Origin of the sequence: Pseudomonas halotolerans, assembly GCF_039581215.1 — a bacterium.
GTDB classification, from domain to species: Bacteria; Pseudomonadota; Gammaproteobacteria; order Pseudomonadales; family Pseudomonadaceae; genus Aquipseudomonas; species Aquipseudomonas tehranensis.
In genome coordinates this window covers 122,239-135,517 of the sequence record NZ_JBCNTJ010000006.1, presented here as the reverse complement: position 1 = coordinate 135,517, position 13,279 = coordinate 122,239, and the positions used below count along the sequence as shown (strand labels likewise).

General features: G+C 61.3%; 9 protein-coding genes. 8 read left to right on the top strand and 1 reads right to left on the bottom strand.

The features are described 5' to 3' along the window. Window positions 1-11: 11 nt before the first annotated feature. On the bottom strand, window positions 12-2,657 hold the full coding sequence (gene aceE, locus AAIS01_RS10705) for a pyruvate dehydrogenase (acetyl-transferring), homodimeric type (protein ID WP_135843372.1): 2,646 nt from the start codon (window positions 2,655-2,657) through the stop codon (window positions 12-14). A 382-nt stretch (window positions 2,658-3,039) separates the two neighbouring features. Here aceE and glnE point away from each other — a divergent pair, with 382 nt between their 5' ends. The 8 genes from glnE to AAIS01_RS10665 all read left to right on the top strand — a co-directional run bounded on the left by glnE (window position 3,040) and on the right by AAIS01_RS10665 (window position 13,267). Then, the gene (glnE, locus tag AAIS01_RS10700; protein WP_343468933.1) at window positions 3,040-5,979 is read left to right on the top strand and encodes a bifunctional [glutamate--ammonia ligase]-adenylyl-L-tyrosine phosphorylase/[glutamate--ammonia-ligase] adenylyltransferase; all 2,940 of its coding nucleotides are present in this window, start codon (window positions 3,040-3,042) and stop codon (window positions 5,977-5,979) included. A gap of 344 nt (window positions 5,980-6,323) precedes the next feature. Next, a complete protein-coding gene (waaF, locus tag AAIS01_RS10695; protein WP_107321432.1) occupies window positions 6,324-7,358 on the top strand; it encodes a lipopolysaccharide heptosyltransferase II in 1,035 nt (344 codons plus the stop codon). A gap of 1 nt (window position 7,359) precedes the next feature. Continuing rightward, window positions 7,360-8,418 (top strand): lipopolysaccharide heptosyltransferase I, encoded by a 1,059-nt coding sequence (gene waaC / locus AAIS01_RS10690; protein WP_343468932.1) that lies wholly within the window; start codon window positions 7,360-7,362, stop codon window positions 8,416-8,418. Beyond that, window positions 8,418-9,542, top strand: a complete 1,125-nt coding sequence (locus tag AAIS01_RS10685; RefSeq protein WP_343468931.1) for a glycosyltransferase family 4 protein — start codon at window positions 8,418-8,420, stop codon at window positions 9,540-9,542. The genes waaC and AAIS01_RS10685 overlap by 1 nt, the downstream gene beginning before the upstream one ends. Next, window positions 9,539-10,345, top strand: coding sequence for a lipopolysaccharide core heptose(I) kinase RfaP (gene rfaP / locus AAIS01_RS10680; RefSeq protein ID WP_343468930.1), 807 nt, complete (start codon window positions 9,539-9,541; stop codon window positions 10,343-10,345). The genes AAIS01_RS10685 and rfaP overlap by 4 nt, the downstream gene beginning before the upstream one ends. Next, on the top strand, window positions 10,345-11,079 hold the full coding sequence (locus AAIS01_RS10675) for a lipopolysaccharide kinase InaA family protein (protein ID WP_343468929.1): 735 nt from the start codon (window positions 10,345-10,347) through the stop codon (window positions 11,077-11,079). Before rfaP ends, AAIS01_RS10675 begins: the two co-directional genes overlap by 1 nt. Next, a complete protein-coding gene (locus AAIS01_RS10670) occupies window positions 11,076-11,828 on the top strand; it encodes a lipopolysaccharide kinase InaA family protein (RefSeq protein WP_343468928.1) in 753 nt (250 codons plus the stop codon). Before AAIS01_RS10675 ends, AAIS01_RS10670 begins: the two co-directional genes overlap by 4 nt. Beyond that, window positions 11,828-13,267 carry a lipopolysaccharide kinase InaA family protein gene (locus tag AAIS01_RS10665; protein WP_343469045.1) on the top strand — a complete coding sequence of 480 codons (1,440 nt, stop codon included), beginning with the start codon at window positions 11,828-11,830 and terminating at the stop codon, window positions 13,265-13,267. The genes AAIS01_RS10670 and AAIS01_RS10665 overlap by 1 nt, the downstream gene beginning before the upstream one ends. The last annotated feature ends 12 nt before the right edge of the window (window positions 13,268-13,279 follow it).

Below are 13,279 nucleotides of genomic sequence, written 5' to 3'. Positions count from 1 at the left end.
AAAAATTCTCCTCAGCAGTCCAGTGGGTTGCGTTTTTCCGGATCGATGCCGAACTTGACGATGGCCTCGGCCACCACCTTGGGTTCGATATCGCCACGGTCAGCCAGGGCTTCCAGGGCTGCCAACACAACGAACTTACGATCGACTTCGAAGAAGTGACGCAGCTTCTTGCGGCTGTCGCTACGGCCGAAACCGTCGGTACCCAGCACCTTGAATTCCTTGGAAGGAACCCACTGGCGGATCTGCTCGGCGAACAGTTTCATGTAGTCGGTCGAGGCGATGACCGGACCTTTGCGGCCGTTCAGGCATTCTTCGACGTAGCTCAGTTTCGGCTTCTGGCCTGGGTGCAGACGGTTGCTGCGCTCTACGGCCAGGCCGTCGCGACGCAGTTCGTTGAAGCTGGTGACGCTCCACACGTCGGCGCCGACGTTGAACTCTTCACGCAGGATCTTCGCTGCTTCACGCACTTCGCGCAGGATGGTGCCGGAGCCCATCAGTTGGACGTGGTGCGCCGCTTCGCGGGTATCTTCTTCGAGCAGGTACATGCCCTTGATGATGCCTTCCTCCACGCCGGCCGGCATGGCTGGCTGCTGGTAGGATTCGTTCATCACGGTGATGTAGTAGAAAACGTCCTGCTGCTCTTCGGTCATCTTCTTCATGCCGTCCTGGATGATCACCGCCAGCTCGTAGCCGTAGGTTGGATCAAAGGTGCGGCAGTTCGGGATGGTGGCAGCCAGGATGTGGCTGTGACCGTCTTCGTGTTGCAAGCCTTCGCCGTTGAGCGTGGTTCTGCCGGCGGTGCCGCCGATCAGAAAACCACGGGTACGGCTGTCGCCAGCGGCCCAGGCCAGGTCGCCGATACGCTGGAAGCCGAACATCGAGTAGAAGATGTAGAACGGCAGCATCGGCTGGTTGTGGCTGGAGTACGAAGTACCGGCAGCGATGAACGAGCTCATGGCGCCCGCTTCGTTGATGCCCTCTTCGAGAATCTGGCCCTTCTTGTCTTCCTTGTAGAACATCACCTGGTCTTTATCGACAGGCTCGTAGAGCTGGCCGACGGAGGAGTAGATGCCCAACTGACGGAACATGCCTTCCATGCCGAAGGTACGGGCTTCGTCCGGGATGATCGGAACGATGCGCGGGCCGATTTCCTTGTCCTTGACCAATTGCGCGAGAATCCGCACGAACGCCATGGTGGTGGAAATTTCGCGGTCGCCCGAGCCGTCAAGGATGGCCTTGAGGGTATCGAGCGATGGGGTCGGCACGCTGAAGCTCTGGGCGCGGCGCTGGGGCACGAAACCACCCAGTGCGGTGCGACGCTCGCTCAGGTAGCGGGCTTCGGCGCTGTTGGGCTCCGGCTTGAAGAACGGCAGGTTTTCCAGTTCCTCGTCCTTGACCGGGATGTCGAAGCGATCACGGAACAACTTCAGGCTGTCGACGTCGACTTTCTTGGTGTTGTGCGCAGTGTTTTTCGCTTCGCCGGCACCGGTGCCATAACCCTTGATGGTCTTGGCCAGGATGACGGTCGGTTGTTCCTTGTGGTTGACCGCTTCGTGGTACGCCGCGTAGACCTTGTACGGGTCGTGGCCGCCACGGTTGAGCTTCCAGATCTCGTCGTCGGACAGATCGGCAACCATTGCCTTGAGTTCAGGCGTGTTGAAGAAGTGCTCACGGACGAACGCGCCGTCCTTGGCCTTGTAGTTCTGGTATTCGCCGTCGATGACTTCGTCCATGCGACGTTGCAGGATGCCGTCGACGTCTTTGGCCAGCAGCGGGTCCCAAAAACGGCCCCAGATGACCTTGGTCACGTTCCACTGGGCGCCGCGGAACACGCCTTCGAGTTCCTGAATGATCTTGCCGTTGCCGCGAACCGGGCCGTCGAGGCGCTGCAGGTTGCAGTTGATGACGAAGATCAGGTTGTCCAGCTTCTCGCGGCCAGCCAGGGAGATGGCGCCCAGGGATTCCGGCTCGTCACACTCGCCGTCGCCCAGGAAGCACCAGACTTTCTGCTTGCCTTCGGGAATGAAGCCACGGGCTTCCAGGTACTTCATGAAGCGTGCCTGGTAGATCGCCTGGATCGGGCCCAGCCCCATGGATACGGTCGGGAACTGCCAGAAGTCCGGCATCAGCCAAGGGTGCGGATAGGACGACAGGCCCTGACCATCCACTTCCTGGCGGAAGTTGTTCATCTGCTCTTCGGTGATGCGGCCTTCCATGAACGCACGGGCGTAAACGCCTGGCGAGGTGTGGCCCTGGAAGTAGATCAGGTCGCCGCCGTGTTCGTCGGTCGGGGCCTGGAAGAAATAGTTGAAGCCGATGTCGTACAAGGTTGCGCTGGAGGCGAAGCTGGAGATGTGACCGCCCAGGTCAGAATCTTTCAGGTTCGTACGCATCACCATGGCCATCGCGTTCCAGCGTACCAGCGAGCGAATGCGGCGTTCCATGAACAGGTCGCCGGGCATGCGTGCTTCGTGGGTAACGGGGATTGTGTTGCGGTATGGCGTGGTGATGGCGTAAGGCAATTGCGAACCGCTGCGGGTTGCGAGTTCGCCCATACGGGTCATCAGATAGTGAGCACGGTCTTCGCCTTCTTTGTCGAGAACCGATTCCAGGGCGTCCAGCCATTCCTGGGTTTCGACGGGATCGAGGTCTTGCATGGCTTGCTCCAGGGCGGAAAGGCTACCAGAATCGGTTGCCTGAGTTTGCGACTGGCCTTGTGGGCAGACGGTATAAATTCTTGGATTGCCGAAGGTTGTTTCGGCGGCGTGTAGTTTTACTACAAATCGTCGGCCGTTTCAGCCTTTCGAATGTATAGACGAGTAGTAAAACTACACATGAGCGGCTTGTGGCCCCTCGTTTCGTTGTGAGAATAATCGTTACTGTTGGTCGTTAGCCAACTCGTACAGGTAAAAACTTGATGTCGGCTGCCAATAAAATCAGATTTTCAGCTATTTATCATCTTTGTTCGACAGTCGATCAGGTAGTGTCATCGGAAAAAACACTACATCCAGCCTTCCCCGCGCCGATCAAGGATAGACCATGAGCCTGCCCTCGCTTACCGAAGTTCCGGCCATTCTCCAGTCATTGGTCAGTCGTGCCGAGCAGTCGTTCCGTGCGGCGGTCGCTTCCCTGGACAACGACCACGGGCTGTCCACCTGGGCGCCCGAACGCTGGAGCGCGTTCAACCGTATTGCCGCCGCCAGTGATTTTTTTATCGAGCAGAGTGTTCGTGACCCCTCGATGCTGCTGGAGCTGGTGCGCAGCGGTGAACTGGACCGCCACCTGGCGCCCGGCGAAATGTGCGCTCAGATTGGCGCCGCCGTCCAGGCCGCCGAGACCGAAGACGAACTGGGTCGCGTCCTGCGTCGCCAGCGCACCCGCCAACAGGTGCGGATCATCTGGCGCGACCTGACCCGCCAGGCGGACCTGGTCCAAACCTGTCGCGACCTCTCCGACATGGCCGATACCTGCATCGACCAGGCCTATCAATGGCTGTACCAGCGCCATAGTCAGCAGTTCGGTACGCCTACCGGACGGCGCAGCGGTGAACCGCAGCACATGGTCATCCTGGGCATGGGCAAGCTTGGCGCGGTGGAACTGAACCTGTCGTCGGACATCGATCTGATTTTCGCCTACCCCGAGGGCGGCGAGACCGTTGGCGCCAAGCGGGCACTGGATAATCAGGAGTTTTTCATTCGTGTGGGGCAGCGCCTGATCAAGGCCCTGGACCCGATGACCGTCGACGGCTTCGTATTCCGCGTCGACATGCGTCTGCGCCCTTATGGTTCGGCCGGAGCGCTGGTGCTGAGTTTCAACGCGCTGGAGCAGTATTACCAGGACCAGGGTCGTGACTGGGAACGCTACGCGATGATCAAGGCGCGGGTGGTGGCGGGAGACCAGGTGGCCGGCGCGCAACTGCTCGACATGTTGCGTCCGTTCGTTTATCGCCGTTACCTGGATTTTTCTGCCATCGAAGCGCTGCGCACCATGAAGCAGTTGATCCAGCAGGAAGTGCGGCGCAAGGGCATGGCCGACAACATCAAGCTGGGGTCGGGCGGCATCCGCGAGGTGGAGTTCATTGCCCAGGCGTTCCAGTTGATCCATGGCGGTCGTGACTTGAGTTTGCAGCAGCGTCCGCTGTTGAAAGTGCTGGCGACCCTGGAAGGCCAGGGTTATCTGCCGGCCAAGGTGGTCGATGAGTTGCGCCAGGGTTATGAGTTTTTGCGTTACACCGAACACGCGATCCAGGCCATCGCCGACCGCCAGACCCAGATGCTGCCGGACACTGCGCAGGACCAGGCGCGCATTGCGTTCATGCTGGGTTTTGCCGACTGGGCGGCCTTCCATGAGCAATTGATGTACTGGCGCGGTCGCGTAGCCTGGCACTTCGGCCAGGTCATCGCCGACCCGGATGAAGAGCAGGACGGCGAAAGCGAAGTCACGGTGGGTGGCGAATGGTTGCCGCTGTGGGAAGACAGCCAGGATGAAGGGGCGGCGTGTCGTCAACTGGAGGAGGGCGGCTTTGCCGACGCACCCAAGGCGCTCAAAGCCCTGGCCGCCCTGCGCGGCAGTGCGCAGTTGCGCGCCATGCAGCGTCTGGGGCGCGAGCGTCTGGATGCATTCATTCCGCGCCTGTTGGCCCAGGCGGTGGAACATGCCAATCCGGACCTGGTGCTTGAGCGCGTATTGCCACTCGTGGAAGCCGTGGCGCGCCGATCGGCCTACCTGGTGCTGCTGACGGAAAATCCCGGCGCCCTGCGACGCCTGCTGACGCTGTGCGCGGCGAGCCCGTGGATTGCCGAGCAGATCACCCGTTTTCCCCTGTTGCTCGATGAATTGCTCAACGAGGGACGCCTGTTCAAGCCGCCCCTGGCGCCGGAGTTGGCGGCAGAGTTGCGTGAGCGCCTGACACGCATCCCCGAGGATGATCTCGAGCAGCAGATGGAGGCCCTGCGGCATTTCAAGCTGGCGCACCGTTTGCGGGTGGCCGCCTCGGAAATTGCCGGCAGCCTGCCCTTGATGAAAGTCAGCGATTACCTGACCTGGCTGGCCGAGGCCATTCTTGAGCAAGTGCTGGCCCTGGCCTGGCGCCAGACCGTGGCCAAGTATGGCGTGCCACTGCGCACTGACGGCAGCCTGTGCGATCCGGGCTTTATCATTGTCGGTTATGGGAAAGTCGGCGGTCTGGAGTTGGGGCATGGTTCCGACCTGGATCTGGTATTCATCCACGATGGCGATCCGCAGGCGGAAACCGATGGCCCGAAACCCATTGACGGCGCGCAGTTCTTCACCCGGCTCGGCCAGCGAATCATCCATTTGCTGACGGCCCAGACCAACTCCGGACAGCTCTATGAAGTGGACATGCGCTTGCGGCCGTCCGGGGCGTCGGGGCTGCTGGTCAGTTCCCTCGGGGCTTTTGCACGTTATCAGGAGAACGAGGCCTGGACCTGGGAGCATCAGGCCTTGGTGCGGGCCCGCGTGCTGGTGGGCAGCCAGGACGTGGGGCAGGCGTTCGAGAAAGTTCGTGCCCAGGTGCTGGGGCGCAAGCGTGATTTGTCGACGTTGCGCCACGAGGTCAGCGAGATGCGCGCCAAGATGCGCGATAACCTCGGCAGCAAGGCCACCGCAGCCGGAACCGCAGCGAATGCCTTCGAAGCCTCGGCGCCGTTCGACCTCAAGCAGGATGCCGGAGGTATCGTCGACATTGAATTTATGGTGCAATACGCGGCCCTGGCGTGGTCCGAGGAGCACCCATCGCTGCTGCGCTACACCGATAACATCCGCATTCTGGAAGGGTTGCAGGAGGTCGGGCTGATGCCGGCCGAAGACGCTACCCTGCTGCGCGAGGCCTACAAGGCCTACCGCTCCGCCGCCCACCGCCAGGCTCTACAGAAAGACGCCGGGGTGATTGCAGGTGACCAGTTTGTGGATGAGCGCCGGCAGGTGCTGCGTATCTGGCGTGAGCTGGGGCTGAGCTGAAGATTTAAATGTGGGAGCGAGCCTGCTCGCGAAGGCGGAGTATCAGGCAACAGGGATGCTGGATGTGGCGGCCCCATCGCGAGCAGGCTCGCCCCCACAATGGATTTGTGGTGCTGCACACTTGAAGCAGATGATTTTCCCCTGTGGGAGTGGGGCTTGCTCGCGAAAGCGGAGTGTCAGGCAATAGGGATGCTGGATGTGACGGCCCCTTCGCGAGCAAGCCCGCTCCCACAGGTTTGGATTGGCGGTGTGTTGTAGAGTGACGGCAACAGGCAGCGTCCTAAGCCACAGTGATTGTCGAGGCGGGGAGGCGTAGGCCTCCCCGCATCGTTTTTGGAAGCCACATGAATATTCTGATTGTAGGGCCCAGTTGGGTCGGTGACATGGTGATGGCGCAGACACTGTTCCAGTGCCTCAAGCAGCGTCACCCGCAGTGCGAAATCGACGTGTTGGCCCCCGAGTGGAGCCGGCCGATTCTTGAACGCATGCCCCAGGTGCGCAAGGCCTTGAGCTTCCCGCTCGGCCACGGTGTGCTGGAACTGGCGACCCGTCGACGCATCGGCAAGTCCCTGGCCGGTCAGTACGACCAGGCGATCCTGCTGCCCAATTCGTTGAAATCGGCACTGGTGCCGTTCTTCGCCAGTATCCCCAAACGCACCGGCTGGCGCGGCGAGTTCCGCTACGGCCTGCTCAATGACGTGCGCACGCTGGATAAAGAGCGCTACCCGCTGATGATCGAGCGCTTCATGGCACTGGCCTACGAGCCGGGTGCCGAGTTGCCCAAGCCGTATCCGCGCCCCAGCCTTGCGATCGACCCGGTGACCCGCGAAGCGGCGCTGGCCAAGTTCGGTCTGAGCCTGGACCGCCCGGTGCTGGCTCTCTGCCCAGGCGCCGAATTCGGTGAGTCCAAACGCTGGCCGGCGGAGCATTACGCCCAGGTCGCCGAGACGAAGATTCGCGAAGGCTGGCAGGTCTGGTTGTTCGGTTCGAAAAACGATCATTCGGTGGGCGAGGACATCCGCTCGCGCCTGATCCCGGGCCTGCGGGAGGAGTCGGTGAATCTCAGCGGCGATACCTCCCTGGCCGAAGCCATCGACCTGTTGTCCTGCGCCGATTCGGTGGTGTCCAACGATTCCGGCCTGATGCACGTGGCCGCCGCCCTGAACCGCCCACTGGTCGCGGTGTATGGTTCCACCTCGCCGGGCTTTACCCCGCCGCTGGCCGAAAAAGTCGAAGTCGTACGTTTGGGCATCGAATGCAGTCCGTGCTTCGACCGCACCTGCCGTTTCGGTCATTACAACTGCCTGCGCCAGCTCATGCCGCCGTCGGTGAACGATGCTCTGGGGCGTTTGCAGGGCGCACCGGTGGAGGTTCAGTAACTTGCGGGTATTGCTGATCAAGACCTCTTCGCTGGGGGATGTGGTTCACACCCTGCCGGCGCTGACCGACGCAGCGCGGGCGATTCCCGGCATCAGGTTCGACTGGGTGGTGGAAGAAGGCTTTGCCGAAATCCCCACCTGGCACCCGGCGGTGGATACTGTCATTCCAGTGGCGATTCGTCGCTGGCGCAAGAACCTCTGGCAAACCATCAAAAGCGGCGAGTGGCGACGTTTCAAGCAAAGCGTGCGTGCCAAAAAGTACGATCTGGTGATCGACGCCCAAGGTCTGCTGAAAAGCGCCTGGCTGACTCGCTACGTCAAAGCTCCGGTGGCTGGCCTGGATCAACACTCAGCGCGTGAACCCTTGGCCGCGCGCTTCTACTCCCGTCGCCTGGCGGTGGCTCGTGGTCAGCATGCGGTAGAGCGTGTGCGCCAGTTGTTTGCCGTGGCACTGGGTTATGACCTGCCCAAAACCATGGGCAGCTACGGCCTGAATGTCGACCGCCTGGTTGAATTGCCGCGCAGCTACCCCTACGTGGTGTTCCTGCATGGCACGACTTGGGAGTCCAAGCACTGGCCTGAACTCTACTGGCGCCAACTCGTTGAGCGCATGGGCCAGTTCGGCGTTGTGGTGAAGCTGCCATGGGGCAGTCCGTTGGAGAAAGCCCGGGCTGAGCGGATCGCCAATGGCATGCGCAACGCCCTGGTACTGCCAAAGCTGAATCTGGGTGGGATGGGCAAGGTGCTGGCCGGCGCGCAGGCCTGTGTGGCCGTGGACACAGGTCTGGGCCACCTGGCCGCTGCGCTGGATGTGCCGACCATTTCACTGCTCGGCCCCACAAACCCGGTGCTGACGGGTGCCTATGGCAAGGGGCAGATTCACCTCGCCAGTGATTTCCCTTGCGCGCCCTGCATGCAGAAACAATGTACTTACCCGCCGACCGCCGAAGATGCCCGTCGGTTTGACCTGAAACGCGAGCAGCCCCTGTGCTTCACGCGTCTGAATCCCGAGCGTGTTGTCAGCCACTTGAGCACGTTATTGGCTGAGGAGCCGCGCTGATGCAATTGGCTTTTGTCCTTTACAAATACTTCCCCTTTGGCGGCCTGCAGCGTGACTTCATGCGCATCGCCCTGGAATGCCAGCGACGCGGTCACCAGATCCGCGTCTACACGCTGATCTGGGAAGGTGACGTCCCGCCGGGTTTCGAAGTGCTGGTGGCGCCGGTCAAGGCGCTGTTCAATCACCGCCGCAACGAGAAACTCAGTGCGTGGATGGAAAAAGACCTGGCCAAACGTCCGGTCGACCGTTTGATCGGCTTCAACAAAATGCCCGGCCTGGACGTGTATTACGCCGCTGACGGCTGCTTTGAAGACAAGGCGCAGAACCTGCGCAATTCGCTGTACCGGCGTTGGGGGCGTTACCGCCACTTTTCCGAGTACGAGCGAGCGGTATTCGCCAAGGATGCCAAGACCGAAATACTGATGATTTCCGAAGTGCAACAGCCTTTGTTCATCAAGCACTACGACACGCCGCTGGAGCGCTTTCACCTGCTGCCACCAGGCATCGCCCAGGATCGTCGCCGGCCCGCCGACGCCGATGAGGTTCGCGCCGCGTTTCGTGCCGAATTCGAACTGGCCGATGATGATCTGCTGCTGGTGCAGATCGGTTCCGGGTTCAAGACCAAGGGCGTGGATCGCAGTCTCAAGGCCCTGGCCGCGCTACCTTCGCAGCTTAAAAAACGCACCCGCCTGTTTGTAATCGGCCAGGACGACCCCAAAGTATTCCAAGTGCAGAGCGCCGCGTTGGGGCTTGGTGACAACGTACGCTTCCTCAAGGGCCGCAGCGACATTCCGCGTTTCCTGCTGGGCGCCGACCTGTTGATTCACCCGGCGTACAACGAGAACACCGGCACCGTACTGCTTGAAGCGCTGGTGGCCGGCTTGCCGGTGCTGGTCAGCGCGGTGTGTGGATACGCCCATTACATCGCCGAGGCCGACAGTGGCCTGGTGTTGGACGAGCCGTTCGAACAGGCGCAGCTCACCGAGTACCTGGGGCGGATGTTGGGTGACGCCGACGCACGCGCGGCCTGGAGCCGCAACGGTCTGGCCTTCGCCGAGACGGCCGACCTCTACAGCATGCCGCAGCACGCGGCCGATGTGATATTGGCGGAGCACGCACAATGAAATTGATGCTGGCCGAACCGTTCAAGAGCCTTTGGGCCGGACGCGATGCGTTCGCCGAAGTCGAGGCGCTCAAGGGCGAGGTCTATCGCGAACTGGAAGCCCGGCGCACCTTGCGCACGGAGGTGGACGGTCGTGGCTTTTTCGTGAAAATCCACCGTGGCATCGGTTGGCGCGAGATCTTCAAGAACCTGCTGACCGCCAAGTTGCCGGTACTGGGCGCGGGACAGGAATGGAAAGCCATCCAGCGCTTGCAGCAAGTCGGTGTGCCGACCATGACCGCCGTTGCCTACGGCGAGAAAGGCAGCAACCCGGCCGACCAGCATTCGTTCATCGTCACCGAAGAGCTGGCGCCGACCATCAGTCTCGAAGATCTGAGCATGGACTGGGTCAAGCAGCCGCCACAGCCGAAACTCAAGCGAGCCCTGATCGCTGAAGTGGCGCGCATGACCGGCATGATGCATCGGGCCGGGGTCAACCATCGCGACTGCTACATCTGTCACTTTCTGCTGCACACCGATAAGCCCGTGACTGCCACGGATTTCAAGCTTTCTGTGATCGACCTGCACCGTGCGCAGATCCGCCCGGCCATCCCCCTTCGTTGGCGCAACAAGGACCTGGCGGCGCTGTATTTCTCTGCACTGGACATCGGTCTGACCCGTCGTGACAAATTGCGTTTCCTCAAAGGTTATTTCCAGCAGCCACTAAGGCGGATCCTGGCCGAAGAAGCTTCGCTGCTGACCTGGCTCGAAGGCAAAGCCAACAGGCTTTACGCGCGCAAACTGCGGTACGGGGGCGCGCTCTGATGTCGGGTTGGGTACTGGAGCCTTCCTACGCTGAGCTGGCAGAGGATTTCGGCAGTCTTGATGCAGTGTTCGCCCTGGAGGGCGAGCGTCTGACGCGCGATCCGCTGTCCGAGGTGATTCGGGTACAGCGCAACGGCGTGAATTACTATGTCAAGCGCTACACCGGGGCCGGCAAGGGGCTGCGGCGATACTTGGGTAAGCCTCGGGTCAAGTCCGAATGGCAGAACCTCAAGCGCTTCGCCAAGTGGGGCATCCCCACCGCCGAAGTCGTGGCCTGGGGGCTGGAGCGACGTGGCGCAGCCTATGATCGTGGCGCGATGATCACGCGCGAACTGCCTGGCACCGAAGACCTCTCGGCATTGGCCCGACGTCACGATCCTAGGCTGGCCAATCGTGCCTGGGTCGACGGCGTGAGTCGGCAACTGGCTGGCTATACCCGGACCATGCACGAAAATCGCTTCACCCATAACGACCTGAAATGGCGCAACTTGCTGATCGACGAGCAGTCACGGCTATTTTTTATCGATTGTCCCAACGGCGATTTCTGGCGCGGCTTCTGGCTCAAGTATCGCATCACCAAAGACCTGGCGTGCCTGGACAAGGTAGCCAAGTATCATTTGTCGGCCACTCAGCGCCTGCGTTTTTACCTGCAGTATCGCCAGCGTAACCGGCTCGATGCGTGTGACAAGAAGCGCATCCGTCACGTAATGAGATTTTTCGAGGGGCGTGAATGACTGATTTTCTGGCGACTGAAGACCGGTCATTGTTGCAACGCCACGGCCTGGATAGCTTCGAAGCCCTTTGGGAGCTGCAATTGGATGCGGTGGATGAACCCAACACCGCGGGTGGCGGTTGGAGCAGTGTCTTCCGGCTGGAACTGGAAGGGCGGGGTTATTACCTCAAGCGCCAGAGTAATTACCTGACCAGGACGTGGTCCCACCCCTTCGGCGAGCCCAGCTTTTCCCGGGAGTTTCGCAACATCAGCCGTTACCGCCAACTGGGGATTCCGGCCCTGCAAGCGGTGTTCTATGGTCAGCGCAATGTGGGCGGGGAGGTGCGGGCGATTCTGCTGACGCGTGCCCTGGACGGTTGGGATGATCTGGATTCATTGCTGCAACGCTGGTCGAGCCTGGCGGCGACGCAACGCGCCACCGTCCTGCAGGCTTGCGGGCAGTTGGCGCGACGCCTGCATGGCATGCGTCAGGTCCATGGTTGCTTCTATCCCAAGCACATTTTTCTGCAAGCCACCGCCAGCGGTTATCAGGCGCAGTTGATCGACCTCGAAAAGACCCGGCCGCTGTTGTTCGGTCAGCGGGATCGAATCAAGGACCTGGAGCCCTTGCTGCGGCGCGCGCGAGCCTGGAGTGACGACGATGTGCGTCAGATGCTCTGCACCTACCTGGATCAACCGCTCAAGAGTGCACTGGTTGACCGCTGGATGACCCGTCTGACCGCCCGGCGCAGCCATAAGGAGGCTCGATGATGCATTTATCCGAATTGAAGAACGCCGGCCGCAGCCCCAGCCTGCCCTTGAGCCTGGAGCTGGCGGACGCCGCCGGCCCGGCGCAATTGCAGTTGCTCTCCCTGTTGCGTGTGTTGCCGGGACAGCGCTACGTCGGTGCTGGCGTCTGGCGCGGCCGTCCGGTGTTGGCCAAGTTGCTGGTCGGCAGCAAAGCGGGCAGGCACTTTCACCGCGAACTGCAAGGCGTGCGGCTGCTGGCCGAGCAGGGGCTGACTACGCCGCTGTTGCTGGCCGATGGCCTGAAAGAAGGCGAGGGTGGCTGGCTGCTGTTCGAATTGCTCGAGGGGGCCGAAAGCCTTGGGGACGCCTGGAAACAGGTCGAGGGCCTGCCATTGCTCGCCGACGAACAAACGGCGGTACTGGCCGAGGCGTTGGGAGCGATTGCACAACTGCACAGCAAAGGCCTGTGGCAGGAAGATCTGCACCTGGACAATCTGCTGCGCCACGGCGGCAAACTCTACTTGATCGACGGCGCCGGCATCCGTGCCGAAACCCCAGGTCACCCGTTGTCGCGCAACAAAGTGCTGGAAAACCTGGGAGTGTTTTTCGCCCAGTTGCCCAAATCCCTCGAGCCTTTCAACGAAGAGTTGTTGGTGCATTATCTGCTGGGTAACGCCGAGCACGCATTGCCCATGGAGGCGCTGCAAAAACAGATCGACAAGGTATACGCCTGGCGCCTGAATGACTTTCTGGAAAAAGTCGGGCGTGAGTGCAGTCTGTTCAGCGTGCAGCGTGGTCCGTTCAGTCTGCGGGCGATTCGTCGTGATGAAGAGGCGGTCATGGCGCCGGTACTGGAGCAGGCCGATGCCTTGCTTGACCAAAGTCACTTATACAAGACCGGTGGGTCGGCGAGCGTGGGTAAAGTCGATGTGAACGGGCGCTCCGTGCTGATCAAGCGTTACAACATCAAAAATTTCGCCCACTGGCTCAAGCGCTTCTGGCGTCCGAGCCGCGCCTGGCATGCCTGGCGCGAAGGTCATCGCCTGACGTTCCTCGGTATCGCCACACCCAAGCCGCTGGCCTTGCTGGAAAAGCGTTTTCTGTGGCTGCGCCGCGGCGCCTACCTGGTGACCGAGCACCTGCCAGGGCCTGACATCATTGAGCGTCTGGCCCCTTACGTCGAAAGCGGCGCCGCTCCCGAGCCGGAGTTGCAGGCGCTGGACCGGTTGTTTGCCGGCCTGATCCGCGAACGCATCAGTCACGGCGACTTCAAGGGCCACAACCTGCTCTGGCAGGACGATCGCTGGGCGCTGATCGACCTGGATTCCATGTGCCAGCACCGCAGCCTCTCCAGCTTCGCCCCGGCCTATGCCCGGGATCGCGCGCGGTTCATGCGCAACTGGCCGCAGGACAGTGCGTTGTATCGGGTGATTGATCAGCGGGTGCCCAAAAGTTTTTAGATGATGCCCCGA